Genomic DNA, 18,152 nt, shown 5'->3' with positions numbered 1-18,152 from the left:
AGGTGGCGTGGCGGCCGGGGCCGCGCAGCCTATTCTTCCTTCTTGCCGCGGCGCTCAGGGCCGGCACCACGGCCAGCGATGCGGTAAGGATCAAGGGTTGGCGAGTCATCTTCTTCATGAGGCATCTCCTGCTTAGGACAGGGCGGGAATCTTCAGGACCTGGCCGACCCTGATCCGATCCGGATCGGAGAGCTGGTCGAGATTGGCGTCAAGGACCTGCTTCCACGCATTCGCGTTGCCATAGAGACGTTTCGCGATCTTCGTCAGATTGTCGCCAGCCGCCACGGCATAATGGTGGCCGCGTCGGCGGTGGAACTGACTTACGACTGCACACCGCTGAAATCCGCCTCGGGCGGTGCATCCGGCGCGGTGGATTTCACCCCCAGCCTGCACATCGGAAAAATCCGGCCTGCCGATCTCATTGGCCATCGCACGCAACTCCATCCCGGAAGAGGAATTCCTCGATCACCACCTTGCGGTTAACGGCTTGTCAGCGAGTTGGAAAGCGTTCACCTGGATGTCCATGCTCCTTGCCGCCAGGACCGGCGATGGCGGGGCTTCATCAAGGCTGCGCCCCATGCTCGCCGTTATGATCAAAGCCATGCCTCAAGGAGCGCCGTCATGTCCGACGATACTTTCGACACCAACCGCCTCGACGACGTAGTACTGGCCCTGTTATGGGCCAACAGCTTCGAGGAAAAGTTCGGTGGCCGCCACGCCTGGAAATCGCTGCCATGGGACGCGCTCGACCGGCTGCACGCGAAGGGCCTGATCGGCAACACGCATGGCCATGCCTACAGCGTCACACTCGACGACGAAGCCTTCAAGCGCGGCCGTGCGCTGTTCGAGCAATGGTTCAACGCCTCATCCGGCGCGACCGCACCCGCGCCCATCGAGCCCGCCGCGCGAACCGGGGCCAGGGCGACGGCGAAGGCCGCGGCAAGCATCCATCAGTTCAAGATCACCCTCAATGGCGTCAAACCGCCTATCTGGCGACGCATCCAGCTATCCAGTGACGCCAGCTTCTGGGACCTGCACTGCGCCATCAACGACGCCATGGGCTGGGAAGACATACATCTGCACGCCTTCCAGATCGGCGACAAGCGCCATGGCATCGACATCGGCATCCCGATGGAAGACGACATGCCGTGGAGCAACGCCACCATGCTCGCCGGCTGGGACGTCCCCATCGCCAACCATCTGAGCGAGCCCGGCACCAGTTGCACTTATCTCTACGACTTCGGCGACGACTGGAGCCACAAGGTCGTTCTGGAAGCCATCACCCCACGCCAAGCCAAGGCCAAATACCCCCGCTGCCTCGCCGGCGCCCGCGCCTGCCCACCCGAAGATTGCGGCGGCGTCCATGGTTACGCGCGCCTGTGCGACGCCCTGAAAAACCCGTCCAAGACCGACGAGGAAACCGAGGAACTGCTGGACTGGCTCGGCGACAACTTCGACCCCGAGGCATTCGATGCGGGCAAGGTGAAGTTCGGTTCGGCGGCGAGGCGGTTGAAGGAGTTGCGCGGCAGCACGCACTGAATGACACTCCGGCCGCAGCGAGTCGTATAGTCGAACGCTGCGCCATCCTCGTCTGTCTCGATCCCTGAGACGGACGACGGATACGTTCGCAACCAGGCATCCACAGGGGGATCGCTTGTGCAACGTCGTCGTTTCCTCATTCACCTGTCCGAGGCACTGGCCGCCTTCGGCGCGCTTCCGGGTGCAGCGAACGCCAAGCTTCGCGCGGACAACGCCACACAAATCCACCTGCAGGACTGCCGCATCGCCGGTGGCCATTATTACGACTGCCCAGACGTCCTGTCCGACCTTCGCCCCGGTGATGCGTTGCAATTTCGCCGCCAACCCGGCAACCCGCACAACGAACGCGCCATCGAAGTGCTCTGGCACGACCGCAAACTCGGCTACCTGCCGCGTCTGGACAACGCTGCTGCTGCGTCACTGCTTGATCGCACGCACGACCTTCGCGGCGAAATTCTTGCCGTCGACGATCCAGATGAAGAATGGGAGCCGATCAAGCTGCGGCTGTGGGTTTACGCCCGCCACGGCGACGCACGGTGAACATCACAATGCCAAGACACCGCGCTTCAAGTAGAACGCTGCAAAACTCAAAGGGACAGAGATCATGAGCTTCGACTTCGAGGGGTATTTCGAGCAGATCACCGGATCAGTTGATCCACGAGGACAGGGTTACAAGCCGTACCAATGGCAAGCCGACCTCTTCGAAGAATGGCGCTCCGGCAAATTCCGCCCCATCGCAGTACCCACCGGATTGGGCAAAACGTCGGCGATGCTCGTTTGGTTGCTGGCGCTGGCCAGCCAAGCCGCTGAGGGCGTGAACAACGTCTCGTTGCCACGCCGGTTTGTGATCGTTGTCGACCGACGGACCGTAGTGGATCAGTCTACAGAGGTCGCGGAAGGGTTGCTGCGTTGGCTGGATGAAAACCCCGATCACCCCGTCACGGGTGCACTAGCAGCCCTTTCCAGCAAAACCCACCTAGGTAACAGGCACGTTCTTTCCATCAGCACGCTGCGCGGGGAGCGCGCGGACAACGGTGGCTGGAAGCGCGACCCGGCTCGGCCAGCAATCATTATCGGCACTGTCTACAAAATCGGAAGTCGCCTACTTTTTTGGGGCGACGGCGACGGACGCACCATGCGAAGCATGCATGCAGGTCTGTTAGGGCAGGATGTGCTGCTGATCCATGATGAGGCGCATCTGTCACCCGCTTTCGGAAAGCTGATAAAGCAGATTCAGGCTATTCAACAGCGACAACCGGCATTGAAACCCTTTCGATGTGTCGAGCTGACCGCAACACCCTCTTCCAAAAGCAGTGATGCGTTGCAACTCTCAGATGTTGACCGCTCCAACCCTGCCGTGGTCAAACGTCTGCGTGCCGACAAAATTCTCACGCTTCACCAGCTTGGCGATGAAGCCACACCAGCTACGAAGCGAGCAGCCATCGTTGAAAAGGCCCTGAGCTACGCAAATACCCGCAAAACGGTGCTTATCTATGTGACATCGCCAGATGAAGCCTCAGCCATTGCCAGCGAGCTGCGGAAGCAAGCCAAGCCGTGCGAGGTTCGACTTCTCACTGGAACACTACGGGGCCACGAGCGCGACGCACTGGCCCAGAGCGTGGTGTTCCGACAATTCCTGCGCAAAGAAGGAGTCGATTGCACCACCTACCTTGTCAGCACATCAGCGGGTTCAGTCGGGGTCGATCTGGATGCGGATGCCGCGATCTTCGACCTTTGCATGCTCGACAACTTCATCCAGCGCGCCGGACGCATCAACCGCTCGGGAGGTGAAGGACGGCAAGCCCCAATCACGCTGATATACACACGTGGCGATTTCGCCAACCTCAAGAAAGGCGGGGCATCAGAAATAGAACATCCACGTCAGTACAAGACACTGGAGTTACTGCAGCAACTCCCCGCAAAAGGCGATGGCTTCGATGCCTCCCCAGAAGCCTTGACCAGCCTGATCATGCACCTGGAGTACCGCGAAGCATCCGAACCTCTTCCGCGCATGCGGGAACTTGATGATTACCTGCTTGACACTTGGTCCATGACGGAGCCGAAACCTCGGATCGGCCCAGAAGTTTCACCTTGGTTGCGGGGGATTTCTGACTATGAGCCGCCTCAGACGACATTAGCTTGGCGCGATATGCCCCATTTCGGAAACAGTTCCAACGATGAGAGGAAGCGCGTCGATGACTGGTTGTCCGTATATCCGGTTCGCGTAGCGGAAAAATCTCTCATCAGCACCGATCGGGCACAGAAGTTCCTCGAGTCTTTGGCCGCTCGCCTTGCCGATTCGACAGTCACAGACAAGATCCCAGTCATCAGCACGCACGGCGAAGTCGCCATAATTTCAATTGGCGACTTGGTCAAGACGCCGGCCCGTCTTGCCGAAGCCACCGTCATCCTCCCCACCCGTTGGGGTGGGCTGTCCGCCGATGGCTTCCCTAATCCATCCAGCACCGAACCCGTCGCCGATGTCGCCGATCAACCAGGCACACGCGAGCGATGGAAGGTCTCTCGCTCCGAAGGAACATGGACGGCAACGCGTATCGACGACTCCATGGAACTGGAAGCTGATTCCTTCGACAAGGCAACGAGCGAACTGGAGAAAGTGCGAGGCCTGCGCACCGTTTGGCTGGAGACGTCCTCTGACGACGATGACGAAGCAGACATTACTTTAGCGCGGGCATATCTGGTTGCACGCCGCCCCGCTTTCCCTGACGACGGAGAGGGTGGCTCGCAAGCCATCAGAACGCAACTATTGGGAACCCACCTTCATCTAGTCGGCGAGTCCGCACTCGCGATCGGCAACGCGCTGGGCCTGAATCAATCACTCGTCGACCAACTTGCCAAGGCCGGAGCTGCACATGATCGCGGCAAGGATCGACCGTGGTGGCAACGGGCCGCTGGCAACTTCACCGACCAAGTACTGGCCAAGTGCTACGGGCGGGGCGCTCACTGGCGTCTTCTTCGCGGCTACCGTCACGAACTCGGATCATTGCTGGACTTGGACGACGACGGCGTAGACGACGAACTCATACTGCATCTGGTCGCCAGCCATCATGGACGAGCTCGACCGGGATTCGACACGCACGCATTCGACAACCACCACACACTTATAGAAAACGAGCAGGCCAGCCAGGAATCAGAGCTGCGTTTTGACAGGTTGCAACGTCGCTATGGCTGGTGGGGTCTGGCGTATCTGGAAGCATTGTTGAAATGCGCTGACGTCATGGGTTCGAAGGAGATGGACGCATGAAGCTCACCGCTGACCCACGCAACCCAGCCCAGTACTTTGGCGCATGTGGCTTGTTCGAGCTGGCCTCCGCCCGGGATCGATCGCTGACATCGCGTTGGGACGGCAACGCGCTGATCATCGAGCCGTGGTCCGATGGCGACTTCAGGCAACTGGTAAACGACTTCGCACACGCTGAATTGGTGCCTGATGACACCTGGGCAGGCGAGGACACCATCCGTCCCTACGTCATCACCAACCGCGACGCCGGGCTTCACGTTCTGATGGACTGGTGGGAGCGACGCAACGGACGCGGCAACAGCTTCTGGAAGTGCTTCGGCGGGCAGCAAAAATCGACCGATGCAGCCAAACTTCTAGCCACCTGCCTATCCCTCTCCAGCAAGCTTTCCCCAGAAAACCTGCTTCAACTAAGTATTCCTCTCACTGGCCGTCTCGGGTTCGATCCACGCAGCGCATGGAACCCGATCGACACTGGCTTCTCTCCGAACGATCTCGGCACAGCATTGAAGTCGGTGCCCACCTACGTATTCGCAGAACTGCTTTCCGCTGTTGCCTTGCAGTGCTGGCCGTTCCAGTCGGCACGCGGCAGCTGCCGCTATCAGTTATGGGAACAGCCGTTGCCACTGTCGTTGGCCCGCGTCCATGCCGTCGTCGGCCAAGGGCATGCCTATGAATTTTCACGTATCAAGCGTGGGCAGGGCATTTCCTGCTTCACCTATAGCCGCCCGGCACGGGCATCCAAGGAGAGTCGCTCATGACTGATTTCAACGCCCTACTCGAACAAGACGGACCTGTCGCCATCGTCGTCAAGGAACGGCTGCGCCCTGTAGGGGGTGCAGACAGCCCCGTGTTTCCACCGACTTATGCGGGGCATGACGGCTACTGCATCGATCCGCTACCCGACGGACACAATCGCTGCGTACTGGACAGTGTGCAATCGCAAGCCAACCGCATCGAGCCTGCTTTCATGGAAGAGCCTTACGCCGCCCTTGTTCCACAAGTTGTCGTAAAGGCAGGTGACGTTTCATTCAATATTCTGGAGATGGCACACCGTCTGGCCGATGCGTCAGCCCGATTCTCATCACTCAGCGACAAGATCGATACCGCCTTCAAGGCCCTCGCCAACACACGCAACGCCACACCTGTCGCAAAGCTCAGTCCTCTGTCGTTGACACTCGGTGTATGGGACTCCCGAGGGACCGGAGTCAAGGTTCAACGCGCGCTGGGATCGATCGTATACGCAGATGACGTGACCCCACTGACCCGTGCGGCCCAATTCGTTCCGTCCTTCTCTGCCGAAAACGTCGAAGACCTCGAAAAGCTCAAGAAGGACATCGAGAAGAAGTCGTCCGTCATCGGCCTCGCACACGTCCCTTCCGATGGACGCGGAGGAGTCCTGGTGCGCGGGAACATCGTCCGGGAAAGCATTCTGAACTTGATCGTGATACGCCAGCTACGGGGCGCGGATGCCGATGAAACCAAACATTTGCGCGCGTATCTCCTCGCCCTGTCGCTGGTGGCGCTAAGCTTGCCTCAGGATTACAACCTGCGCTCGGGGTGTCAGCTCGTTCGCGACGGTGCCGATGCCATTGAGGCCAAGCTTGTGCGACGCGACGGGAGCGAAACCAAGTTCCCGATCGACCCCGGACAGGCTCTGGAATTTGCTCAACAGAGCGCCACCGCGTTTGGTATCGACACAGGCCTCCTCACTTACGACTTCGACGTCGAGAAGGCCAAACAGTACCTCAAGAACAAGGCTTGAGCAGGAGGCCATCGTGTCGTCATATCTCAGAGTCCGCGTCAACTTCCTCGGCGGTTACTACCACGGCGAGGAATGGCCACCCGCCCCCATGCGTTTGATGCAAGCCATTGTGGCAGGCAGCGCGCACGCGGGAAGTCTGGATCGAAATACAACCACACTCTCCTGGTTGGAGCAGTTGGAGCCACCGACAATCTATGCGCCAAGAGTGTCTGTTGGCAAGGTGTTCACGGCCTATGTACCACGCAACAGCGATGACATCACGCTGCGTGACCTTTATCGAGGTACGCCGCCTTATGAAGCATCTGCCAGAAGGCGCGCACGCTATGACGCACAAGCCACCCAACGTCGCTGGGTGGATAGCCCTGTCACCTACGAGTGGCACATAAACGACACCGCGAAAGCCGAACATCTGGGTGTCCTCAGCCGTGAGATGGTGTGCCTTGGGCGTGCTGAGGATCTTGCCTTTGCGTCGTTTCAGCTCTCCGAAACCCCGCTGGAAAGCGACTCGAATAAGTGGCAGCCATCGCTCGGTACGTCTTTCATGCGCAACCCGCTAAGAGTTCCGGCGGAGGGAAGCTTATCCAGCCTCGAGCTGCGAGAACAGGCACGACGTCACCGCATCGAGAGTAAGGATTTTGTAGACCCACCAGTCACATACAGCGAACGCAGTTACGACCTCGACACCACAACATCCCTGCGCCCGTTCCTACTCTACGATCTACATGGCATGGACCCAGGCAGCTGGCTGAGTTGGCGACACAATGAGGGAGTTACCGTAGCTGCGATGATCCGCCATGCACTTGGCCAGCGCGTTTCCCAACAGTCATTGGGTTATGCAACCGGTCACGTTGCGGGCGACGATATTGACGATCGATTGTCGTGGATTCCATTGCCGAGCATTGGAAACAAAAATGTCGATGGACGCATAAGGCGAGCAATGGTGTTGGGGCCAGAAGGGGAAACCTTCGACTCCCACCGCTTCCGTGAAATCCGGCATGCACTCGCACACACGCCACTTGTCCAACACGGCACACAAGTCGGCACAATGGATCAAACCGACGAAATCGACGGCGTTGCCCAAGCCTACCTAAAGGCTAGCAATCGTTGGCACACCGTCACTCCATTGGTAACGCACGGCAAAACGACACGCGGGGGCAAACAAAAAGGTAAGTTCGACAGACATAAAGCCGAAAAGTTGATCCTGCATGCCTTGGCGAAGGCCGGACTACCCCAGCCCGTGAGTCTGCGTTTTCAAGCCGCGCCATACGAACGATCGGGTAGGGCCGCTCGCGAATATCGTGTGCCGCAACATCTATCTGGTTTCTCCCGCTTTCATGTATCAGTGACGTTTTCCGAGCCGGTGGCCGGACCCATGTTGGCAGGAGTGGGACGCCATTACGGCTTGGGCCTATTTGTACGTGGTAGCTCAACAACCTAAGCGACGGAAGGTCAGACTTAGCGCCGCACCACATTCTTCTCTAGCCTCCGAGCGGCATACTCACACCCGATACGGCACCACCACCTCGACCTTCTTCCCACCCACCTTGAAATCCCGCGTATTCCGCGTAACCAGCACCAGCCCATGCTGCACAGCCACCGCCGCCTGCAACGCATCGGGCAGCTTCCAATGCTCGCTGCGACGCAGGGAAGCAGCGAGATCAGCGATCTCGCTGGTGATCGGCAGGTGCGGAAACACATCGAGCAACTCGCGCGCCAGTGGTTCAGTGCGAACAGTGAAACCGGCGAGCACTTCGGCACGGGTAATGACCGAGATGGCGCATTCGCTGCCGTGTTCGGCCAGGAAGGTGGTGGCGGCGTCGACGTTGTTGAAGTGGTCGATCAGGATGACCGAATCGAGCAGGTACCTCACCCGCGATCGTCCCATTCGTCACGCAGGCGACGCTGATGGTGCAAACCATCACCGTGCTGCCAGATGCCGGCGGTACGGCGCAGTGCAGCCTGCAGATCGGTCAGGCCCTGGCTTTCGTGCCGGGTGCGGTAGCCGCGCACGGCCTGCCGTACCAGTTCGGTCATCGGCAGGTTGCGGGCCTGGGCTTCGCGGTCCAACCATGCCTTGTCGTCCGGATCCAGATTGATGAGTGTGCGTGCCATGGGAGAACGATATCACATCCTTTGTTTCTAGATATCACTCTTGCTCCGCCAAAGAAACCCATAGTAAAAGCTTGATCGTGAAGGATTATCGACGGACGCAGGGGAGCGACTTTCGATGAAACCGAAGCAAGGGGACCTGCAACTGCCATTCCCGGAGCTGGGCGGCGACCAGCCACTGATTCCGGTGCGCATGCTCAACGAGCACGTGTATTGCCCGCGGCTGGCCTACCTGGAATGGGTGCAGGGCGAGTGGGCCGATTCGGTCGACACGGTCGATGGCCGGCACCGTCATCAACGCGTCGACAAGCCTTCCGGTGACCTGCCGGCGGCCGACAAGGCGCGTGAGGAGCAAGTCGAGATCCACGCCCGCTCGGTCACCTTGTCGTCCAACACCATTGGACTGATCGCCAAGCTCGACCTGATCGAAGGCGAAGGCGACACCGTCACCCCGGTCGATTACAAGCGCGGCAAGCGTCCGCACACACCGCGCGGCGTGTACGACCCCGAACGCGTGCAACTCTGCGCACAAGGCCTGCTGCTGCGCGAGCACGGTTACGTGTGCGACGAGGGCGCCATCTACTACGTGGCGAGCAAGGAACGCGTCGCCGTACCGTTCGACGACGACCTGATCGCACTGACCCGCAACGCGATCGCCGAGCTGCGCGCGATGGCCGCCGGTGGGCGCATTCCCGATCCGCTGGTGGACAGTCCCAAGTGCCCACGCTGCTCGCTGGTGACGATATGCCTGCCCGACGAGGTGCAGTACCTGCATCGTGCCGAGTTGGCGCCGCGCCCGCTGGCGGTGCCGCACCACGAAGCATTGCCCCTGTACATCCAGCAGTTCAACGCCAAGCTTGCAAAGAAAGGTGAAGTACTGGAGGTCAGCAAGGACGACCAGGTGCTGGCCAAGGCCCGCATCGGCGAGGTCTCGCAGGTGGTGTTGATGGGGAATGTCTACGTCACGTCGCCGTGTCTTGGCGAACTGATGCAACGGGACATCCCCGTCACCTGGCACAGCTATGGCGGCTGGTTCTACGGCCACACCGTCGGCAACGGCCACAAGAACGTGGAACTGCGCACCGCACAGTACCGCACCAGTTTCAGCGATGCCGCCTGCCTGCGGGTGGCGCGCGGGCTGGTGGCCGCAAAGATCGCCAACTGCCGCACCCAACTGCGTCGCAACTGGAAGCCGGAGGAAAAACCCGAACGCCTGCTCGCCGACCTGAAGCGCATCCAGAAGCAGAGCGAGCACGCTGAAAACCTGGAAACCCTGCTTGGTATCGAGGGCAACGCCGCTGCGCTCTACTTCGGGCATTTTCGCAACACGCTCAAGCCAGCTGCGGCCGAAGACGAGGCACTGCTGTCGTTCGACTTCACCCTGCGCAACCGACGTCCGCCAACCGACCCGATCAACGCCATGCTGTCGTTCGCCTATACCCTGCTGGCACGAACATTGACGGTGACGCTGCAGTCGGTCGGCTTCGACCCCTTCCGCGGCTTCTACCATCAACCACGCTACAGCCGACCTGCCCTTGCCCTGGATCTGATGGAGCCCTTTCGCCCGCTGCTTGCCGACTCGGTGGTGATCCAGGTGATCAACAACGGCGAGGTACATCCCAGCGATTTCGTCAGCGCCGCCGGCAGCGTCAATCTCACTCCGGATGGACGCAAGCGATTCATCGCCGCGTTCGAGCGCAGGCTAAGTCACGAAGTTACTCACCCGATGTTCGGCTATCGCCTGAGCTATCGCCGCCTGCTCGAACTGCAGGCACGATTGCTGGGGCGATTCCTGCTGGGCGAGCTGGACGACTATCCCAACTTCACCACCCGGTGAATCATCGCGATCCGTGAGACGCACATGGACGAACATCTGTACCTGGTGACCTACGACATTCGCGACGACAAGCGCCTGCGCCGCGTATTCAAGACCATGAAGGGTTTCGGCGAATGGCTGCAACTTTCCGTATTCCAGTGCCGACTGAGCCGCCGACGACACGCCGAGATGCTGCAACTTCTCGACGGCATCATCCTGCGCCGCACCGATGCCCTGCTGATCATCGATCTCGGCCCCGCCGACAAGGTCAAACCCCGTGTCGTCAGTCTCGGTGACAAATTCGAACCCGTGGCCCGCGAGCCGATCATCGTGTGACGGCCACCCGCCACTACTCACCTTCTTTCGCCCACCCCACGCGAGCGCTCCGGTGATGCCACAAAACCCGGCCACCTCTCGCGTCACAATGCTCATTGAAAATCCAATACTTACCCGCCGCTGTTGCCATCAGGCATCACGCGCGCTAGCCTGCCTTGCGCTTGTGCGGGGCACCCCTCGCACAAACCCGTCGAACAGCCATACCGCACAAGGACTTGCGGGAGGACTGTGATCCGCAGCGATTCGCTGCGGCCTCATTGAAGCACTTGCCCGGGTCATGGATACGTCAACACCAACAAGTGATCCGCAGCGATTCGCTGCGGCCTCATTGAAGCTTCCTAATCTCCGACTAGCCAACAAATCGAAACGGCAGTGATCCGCAGCGATTCGCTGCGGCCTCATTGAAGCCATTAAATTCCACCATATCCAACGCGTTCGCACCATCGTGATCCGCAGCGATTCGCTGCGGCCTCATTGAAGCGTGAAATTCCAGGTGATAACGACAGGTTCCATGCGAGTGATCCGCAGCGATTCGCTGCGGCCTCATTGAAGCGCGAATTGTGCAACGACAGAGTTCAGTAATCCGCAAGTGATCCGCAGCGATTCGCTGCGGCCTCATTGAAGCCAGTGAAAGTCGATGTGGCCTTCGTAGACATCGGGGTGATCCGCAGCGATTCGCTGCGGCCTCATTGAAGCTTGCTGTAGCGACCCGCATATAGCGCGCCCGTTGGGTGTGATCCGCAGCGATTCGCTGCGGCCTCATTGAAGCGACCTCCACTGGCGTCGCGTCGTTCTTCTCGCCGCGGTGATCCGCAGCGATTCGCTGCGGCCTCATTGAAGCTAGGTCACCGCGCCGCTCGCGGGCGTCAGCGTCAGCGTGTGATCCGCAGCGATTCGCTGCGGCCTCATTGAAGCGTCGGTTTTGGATGCGGCTTTCAGTGGTTCGCTCATCGTGATCCGCAGCGATTCGCTGCGGCCTCATTGAAGCCTGTACTCCGCCTGCGCGGCATCACGCACCTTCTCGGTGATCCGCAGCGATTCGCTGCGGCCTCATTGAAGCTGGGCGATGGAAATCGGCATGCCGGAGGCAGTGGTGTGATCCGCAGCGATTCGCTGCGGCCTCATTGAAGCATGTCCGCTCCACCATCAGTGACGCGGACGGCAACGGTGATCCGCAGCGATTCGCTGCGGCCTCATTGAAGCGGCCCGCAGGGCACCGTTTATGTCCGCTCCACCATCAGGTGATCCGCAGCGATTCGCTGCGGCCTCATTGAAGCCGTTAGTATCCTCACAACGCACCAGGAAACCGCCGCGTGATCCGCAGCGATTCGCTGCGGCCTCATTGAAGCCTCCAGCACGACGATGCAGTTGTCCACGCCCGCGCGGTGATCCGCAGCGATTCGCTGCGGCCTCATTGAAGCAGCCGTGCCCATCGGCCCGCAAGGCGAATGTTCCCCGGTGATCCGCAGCGATTCGCTGCGGCCTCATTGAAGCACTGCTGCCCGCACCTCGCCGCGCTCGAACCGCGCATAGGTGATCCGCAGCGATTCGCTGCGGCCTCATTGAAGCCTTGACCTCAACCTGCTGCCCGGCCAGTGCGTCAAGGTGATCCGCAGCGATTCGCTGCGGCCTCATTGAAGCCTGGCCAGGTCGCGGCCGATCGGCTTCTCCAGCACCACGTGATCCGCAGCGATTCGCTGCGGCCTCATTGAAGCACTTCCACCGACTTGCGCGGGGTGATCTTGCCGGACTGTGATCCGCAGCGATTCGCTGCGGCCTCATTGAAGCCCGGCGAGAGGATCACCGAAAACGCCGCGACCGATCGGTGATCCGCAGCGATTCGCTGCGGCCTCATTGAAGCACGGCCTTGCCGCTGGCATCGGAAGTGATCGGCTCGGTGATCCGCAGCGATTCGCTGCGGCCTCATTGAAGCGTGAAGTCTCGCCCGGTGTCGTGCAATTCGTGCATTGTGATCCGCAGCGATTCGCTGCGGCCTCATTGAAGCGACGCCCCCGAGGCGCGACGGGTCGTACAGCCGGGCGTGATCCGCAGCGATTCGCTGCGGCCTCATTGAAGCAGCGCATCGGCGTCGAGGGCTGCGGAGCCGTGCGTGTGATCCGCAGCGATTCGCTGCGGCCTCATTGAAGCGTCGCGTTGTGCATGGCGATGGGGCGGCATATGGCCGGTGATCCGCAGCGATTCGCTGCGGCCTCATTGAAGCCAGCTTCTCGCCGACGGACTCGGGGATATCCAAGTCGTGATCCGCAGCGATTCGCTGCGGCCTCATTGAAGCCCCGACATGCCGAACGAGTCGAACAACGCCTGGATCGGTGATCCGCAGCGATTCGCTGCGGCCTCATTGAAGCGTGCCGGTCAGCGCGACGAAGCGCTTGGACGTGTAGTGATCCGCAGCGATTCGCTGCGGCCTCATTGAAGCCTCAGCCGCGAGGTCAAGGCCGGCGACTGGCGGTACGTGATCCGCAGCGATTCGCTGCGGCCTCATTGAAGCGTTGCCCGCCTCACCCATCATGCCGAGCGCACCGCCGTGATCCGCAGCGATTCGCTGCGGCCTCATTGAAGCGTTGCTACTGCGGTCGATCACATAAACCCGCACAAAGGTGATCCGCAGCGATTCGCTGCGGCCTCATTGAAGCCATACTTCACCTTGCACGCCATGCACGGCCACGTCGGTGATCCGCAGCGATTCGCTGCGGCCTCATTGAAGCATCTGGAATAGACCCTCCCCCGCAAACAACGCGTAGGTGATCCGCAGCGATTCGCTGCGGCCTCATTGAAGCGAAGCTTCTCCACGCCATCGCGCGCCTCTTCGGGGGTGTGATCCGCAGCGATTCGCTGCGGCCTCATTGAAGCGCCACGCCTCGACCAGATCCTGCACGCTGGCTGAGGTGATCCGCAGCGATTCGCTGCGGCCTCATTGAAGCCCGTCGCGTCAGGTCGCGGATGACGGGCTCGTAGTGTGATCCGCAGCGATTCGCTGCGGCCTCATTGAAGCCAGTCGTGCTCGCACGGGCCGCCATTCCCACAATCGGTGATCCGCAGCGATTCGCTGCGGCCTCATTGAAGCTCGCAAGGAGGCGCCGGCGTTGTATCGGCGGCGGCTGGTGATCCGCAGCGATTCGCTGCGGCCTCATTGAAGCGACGCCTGGGCCCGCAACATCGTCAGCAATGCGCAGGGTGATCCGCAGCGATTCGCTGCGGCCTCATTGAAGCGTCATATCATGCCTATCGTACCGGAGCTTCCGCATTGTGATCCGCAGCGATTCGCTGCGGCCTCATTGAAGCTGTTGGTGCAGCTACGTTTCCAGCCATCGACACACGGTGATCCGCAGCGATTCGCTGCGGCCTCATTGAAGCTCGATGCACTCAACGTCGATCCCGAGGACAAGAAAGGTGATCCGCAGCGATTCGCTGCGGCCTCATTGAAGCTCGTCGTCGCACTGGTAGCACGTGCCCAGCTTCGTGCGGTGATCCGCAGCGATTCGCTGCGGCCTCATTGAAGCCTGGCGGCGCCGGTTCCGGCGCGGCGGCAACCGCCAGTGATCCGCAGCGATTCGCTGCGGCCTCATTGAAGCTTGTTGGCGGCGACTGCCGGCGCAGCCTTGACGGCCTGTGATCCGCAGCGATTCGCTGCGGCCTCATTGAAGCGATCCCGGCGGCGACGATCCCGCCATCAAGTGCAAGTGATCCGCAGCGATTCGCTGCGGCCTCATTGAAGCCAGTATCGGCGATGTCAGCACGCGCGACACACTGCGGTGATCCGCAGCGATTCGCTGCGGCCTCATTGAAGCTTGCTGCCTCGCTGTGTTTTGCGGCCAGCTCGCCGGTGATCCGCAGCGATTCGCTGCGGCCTCATTGAAGCAAGGTGCGCGAGGAAGACCCCACCGGCCTGATCACCGGTGATCCGCAGCGATTCGCTGCGGCCTCATTGAAGCCGGTCGGCTTGCGCCACATCCTGCTGCCAGCGCGCGGTGATCCGCAGCGATTCGCTGCGGCCTCATTGAAGCGCAGCCCGTGAGACGCGTCGAGCTGACGATCGCGTTGGGTGATCCGCAGCGATTCGCTGCGGCCTCATTGAAGCGTGAATGCCGTCTTGGTCAGCGTCACCTTCTGCGCGCGTGATCCGCAGCGATTCGCTGCGGCCTCATTGAAGCAGCGAAGGCGGCTACACCGGCCCCGGCGGTAAGTAGTGATCCGCAGCGATTCGCTGCGGCCTCATTGAAGCTTCCTGGTGCGGGCGGTGATCGCCGCCGCGCTGCTGTGATCCGCAGCGATTCGCTGCGGCCTCATTGAAGCCAGGACAAAGGCCGCGCCCTGTACTGTGCCGCAAACGTGATCCGCAGCGATTCGCTGCGGCCTCATTGAAGCGCGCTGCCCTCCGGCAGCGACAACGTCGTCGCGATCGTGATCCGCAGCGATTCGCTGCGGCCTCATTGAAGCGCCATCTTGCGCGCGCCACCGCCCGGCGACAGGCCGGTGATCCGCAGCGATTCGCTGCGGCCTCATTGAAGCTGCCTATACGTACCGCTCGCGTATGACCCCCGGCAGGAGTGATCCGCAGCGATTCGCTGCGGCCTCATTGAAGCGTCATTTCGATTCGCGGCATGTTGTTACCCTCGCTTTGTGATCCGCAGCGATTCGCTGCGGCCTCATTGAAGCTCCAGCTTCCACAGCTCGCCCGATTACCAGTATGCCCGTGATCCGCAGCGATTCGCTGCGGCCTCATTGAAGCGTCACCCCTCCGCGACGGGTAGGGGCAGTGGTCGGCCGTGATCCGCAGCGATTCGCTGCGGCCTCATTGAAGCGGCACAAGCAAAGTCACCACCACGCAAAGCCTCGCGTGATCCGCAGCGATTCGCTGCGGCCTCATTGAAGCGCGGCGACGCAGGTACCAGGAGGTGCGGTTCATTTCGTGATCCGCAGCGATTCGCTGCGGCCTCATTGAAGCTGGTACAGCTCGATCAGCGGTCCGTGCTCGCTCGCCGGTGATCCGCAGCGATTCGCTGCGGCCTCATTGAAGCGAGACGGCCGTGCAGGGCGGCGTCGGCTACTGGCGCGGTGATCCGCAGCGATTCGCTGCGGCCTCATTGAAGCGCCTTCACGTTCGAGGACCGCGGCCACAAGATTTAGTGATCCGCAGCGATTCGCTGCGGCCTCATTGAAGCAAGCCGTCGAGGATCTTCTCGATAGCCAGGTAACTCAGGTGATCCGCAGCGATTCGCTGCGGCCTCATTGAAGCCTGAACGATGCGGCAAGCCGCACCATGACGGTCAGCCGTGATCCGCAGCGATTCGCTGCGGCCTCATTGAAGCGAGCTGAACCGTCTCGCCATCGGCGAACGTCCATAGGTGTGATCCGCAGCGATTCGCTGCGGCCTCATTGAAGCTCGGTGGGCTCGCTCATGCTCTCGCCGGTGGCACGATGTGATCCGCAGCGATTCGCTGCGGCCTCATTGAAGCGCAGCCAATCACAACTCAGCTTTACGGCAACGTGCAAAGTGATCCGCAGCGATTCGCTGCGGCCTCATTGAAGCTCGCGGTCGTATCGCTTGCCGGACATTTGACGCCTCGGTGATCCGCAGCGATTCGCTGCGGCCTCATTGAAGCACCGAAACGAAGTTGCGGATCGGCCTGATCCGAATGTGATCCGCAGCGATTCGCTGCGGCCTCATTGAAGCACCGCATCCGCCGGCCCCGCGGACAAGGCGCAGATGCGTGATCCGCAGCGATTCGCTGCGGCCTCATTGAAGCTGAGAAATCGACCAGAGCACGATTGCTCGCGTCGATGTGATCCGCAGCGATTCGCTGCGGCCTCATTGAAGCCAGGCATTCTCGCGCGACGGCATCGCTCACCACACTAGTGATCCGCAGCGATTCGCTGCGGCCTCATTGAAGCTTGGGTGGAAGGACCTATGACGTGCGAAAGTCCACGGGTGATCCGCAGCGATTCGCTGCGGCCTCATTGAAGCCGGATCCGGTATGGCACGTTTCAGTTCGGCGGTGACGTGATCCGCAGCGATTCGCTGCGGCCTCATTGAAGCAAATTGCCGCGGGTCTCGCCGGTGGACTCTCCCCCGCGTGATCCGCAGCGATTCGCTGCGGCCTCATTGAAGCATGCAATCAGCTCCTCCGCCCATCGATGGCCTTTGCGTGATCCGCAGCGATTCGCTGCGGCCTCATTGAAGCGAGCAGACCTACATCATCGCCCGCGAGCATCCCTACGTGATCCGCAGCGATTCGCTGCGGCCTCATTGAAGCAGCTGGGACACGGTCAACGTCGGCTGGGATGCGGGCGTGTGATCCGCAGCGATTCGCTGCGGCCTCATTGAAGCCTTGCGCAGCAAGCTGATCGAGCTCATCGACAGCATGTGATCCGCAGCGATTCGCTGCGGCCTCATTGAAGCGCAATGGCGACGAGCGCGCCGCGGCAATGACGCTGTGGTGATCCGCAGCGATTCGCTGCGGCCTCATTGAAGCGAATACATAGCCCGCGCCAAACACCTGTCCGGCTCCGGTGATCCGCAGCGATTCGCTGCGGCCTCATTGAAGCGACGGCGATCAGGCTGCGACGGAACTTGCGCAACCCGGTGATCCGCAGCGATTCGCTGCGGCCTCATTGAAGCGACTTGATCGGCGTGTTCCGCAAATCGCCGTACCATAGTGATCCGCAGCGATTCGCTGCGGCCTCATTGAAGCGTATCAGGTGTTTCCGTGAACCAACTCAGCCTCAGGTGATCCGCAGCGATTCGCTGCGGCCTCATTGAAGCTCGACCACCGGCACCAGTTCCGTGATCGCCCACACGTGATCCGCAGCGATTCGCTGCGGCCTCATTGAAGCTCGTCCGTCCATGCGATGCCGTTCAGCGCATCGCTCGTGATCCGCAGCGATTCGCTGCGGCCTCATTGAAGCTTCGTGTACTTGCCGCCGCTGGACTCCTGGAGCCCTGTGATCCGCAGCGATTCGCTGCGGCCTCATTGAAGCCTTCACGTGCGTCAGCATCATCACCCGTGTGTGCGGGGTGATCCGCAGCGATTCGCTGCGGCCTCATTGAAGCAGCTCGACTCCTGGTGCAGCTGCGCGGCGAGCCGCGTGATCCGCAGCGATTCGCTGCGGCCTCATTGAAGCTGCGGTCCCGCATGTCGTCGCGAAAGCGGGTCCAGCGTGATCCGCAGCGATTCGCTGCGGCCTCATTGAAGCGCCGCCGCCGATGCCAGCGCGCCCGTGCTGATCAGCGTGATCCGCAGCGATTCGCTGCGGCCTCATTGAAGCGATTTGTCGCAGTCGCGGCGGATGGTGAAGGTATCGCGTGA

11 protein-coding genes and 1 CRISPR repeat array are annotated in these 18,152 nt (G+C 61.0%); of the genes, 8 read left to right on the top strand and 3 right to left on the bottom strand.

What is annotated here, in order from left to right; all coding sequences use genetic code 11:
- Positions 1-132 precede the first annotated feature (132 nt).
- Positions 133-429 (bottom strand): LysM peptidoglycan-binding domain-containing protein, encoded by a 297-nt coding sequence (locus AC3WRN_RS08650; RefSeq protein ID WP_492622667.1) that lies wholly within the window; start codon positions 427-429, stop codon positions 133-135.
- A gap of 192 nt (positions 430-621) precedes the next feature.
- On the opposite strand from AC3WRN_RS08650, the gene AC3WRN_RS08645 reads away from it, so the two are divergent.
- The 6 genes from AC3WRN_RS08645 (at position 622) to csb2 (ending at position 8,001) form a co-directional block, all read left to right on the top strand.
- Positions 622-1,539 (top strand): DUF6429 family protein, encoded by a 918-nt coding sequence (locus AC3WRN_RS08645; RefSeq protein ID WP_492622666.1) that lies wholly within the window; start codon positions 622-624, stop codon positions 1,537-1,539.
- Between the two features lie 117 nt (positions 1,540-1,656).
- Positions 1,657-2,079: an HIRAN domain-containing protein gene (locus tag AC3WRN_RS08640; protein WP_492622665.1), complete on the top strand. Its 423-nt coding sequence runs from the start codon at positions 1,657-1,659 to the stop codon at positions 2,077-2,079.
- A 64-nt stretch (positions 2,080-2,143) separates the two neighbouring features.
- On the top strand, positions 2,144-4,804 hold the full coding sequence (gene cas3g, locus AC3WRN_RS08635; protein ID WP_492622664.1) for a type I-G CRISPR-associated helicase/endonuclease Cas3g: 2,661 nt from the start codon (positions 2,144-2,146) through the stop codon (positions 4,802-4,804).
- On the top strand, positions 4,801-5,559 hold the full coding sequence (locus tag AC3WRN_RS08630; protein ID WP_492622663.1) for a hypothetical protein: 759 nt from the start codon (positions 4,801-4,803) through the stop codon (positions 5,557-5,559). The genes cas3g and AC3WRN_RS08630 overlap by 4 nt, the downstream gene beginning before the upstream one ends.
- Complete coding sequence (gene cas7g, locus AC3WRN_RS08625; RefSeq protein ID WP_492622662.1) at positions 5,556-6,563, top strand: type I-G CRISPR-associated RAMP protein Csb1/Cas7g; 1,008 nt, start codon at positions 5,556-5,558, stop codon at positions 6,561-6,563. The genes AC3WRN_RS08630 and cas7g overlap by 4 nt, the downstream gene beginning before the upstream one ends.
- A 13-nt stretch (positions 6,564-6,576) precedes the next feature.
- Complete coding sequence (csb2, locus tag AC3WRN_RS08620) at positions 6,577-8,001, top strand: type I-G CRISPR-associated protein Csb2 (RefSeq protein ID WP_492622661.1); 1,425 nt, start codon at positions 6,577-6,579, stop codon at positions 7,999-8,001.
- A gap of 60 nt (positions 8,002-8,061) precedes the next feature.
- Here the strand turns inward: csb2 and AC3WRN_RS08615 are convergent, their stop codons facing one another.
- Complete coding sequence (locus tag AC3WRN_RS08615; protein WP_492622660.1) at positions 8,062-8,433, bottom strand: PIN domain-containing protein; 372 nt, start codon at positions 8,431-8,433, stop codon at positions 8,062-8,064.
- Positions 8,430-8,675 carry a ribbon-helix-helix protein, CopG family gene (locus tag AC3WRN_RS08610; protein ID WP_492622659.1) on the bottom strand — a complete coding sequence of 82 codons (246 nt, stop codon included), beginning with the start codon at positions 8,673-8,675 and terminating at the stop codon, positions 8,430-8,432. Before AC3WRN_RS08610 ends, AC3WRN_RS08615 begins: the two co-directional genes overlap by 4 nt.
- A gap of 115 nt (positions 8,676-8,790) precedes the next feature.
- Between AC3WRN_RS08610 and cas4g/cas1g the strand changes: the two genes are divergently transcribed.
- Positions 8,791-10,509, top strand: a complete 1,719-nt coding sequence (cas4g/cas1g, locus tag AC3WRN_RS08605; RefSeq protein WP_492622658.1) for a CRISPR-associated endonuclease Cas4g/Cas1g — start codon at positions 8,791-8,793, stop codon at positions 10,507-10,509.
- A 24-nt stretch (positions 10,510-10,533) separates the two neighbouring features.
- Positions 10,534-10,824 (top strand): CRISPR-associated endonuclease Cas2, encoded by a 291-nt coding sequence (cas2, locus tag AC3WRN_RS08600; RefSeq protein ID WP_068097601.1) that lies wholly within the window; start codon positions 10,534-10,536, stop codon positions 10,822-10,824.
- Between the two features lie 228 nt (positions 10,825-11,052).
- A CRISPR array of direct repeats spans positions 11,053-18,111; the repeat unit is 36 nt; unit sequence GTGATCCGCAGCGATTCGCTGCGGCCTCATTGAAGC.
- Positions 18,112-18,152: the final 41 nt, after the last annotated feature.

The organism is Rhodanobacter sp. FW101-FHT13A11 (genome assembly GCF_058790335.1).
Note: the sequence above shows the minus strand (reverse complement) of the source record. Positions and strands in the feature narration are given on the sequence as shown.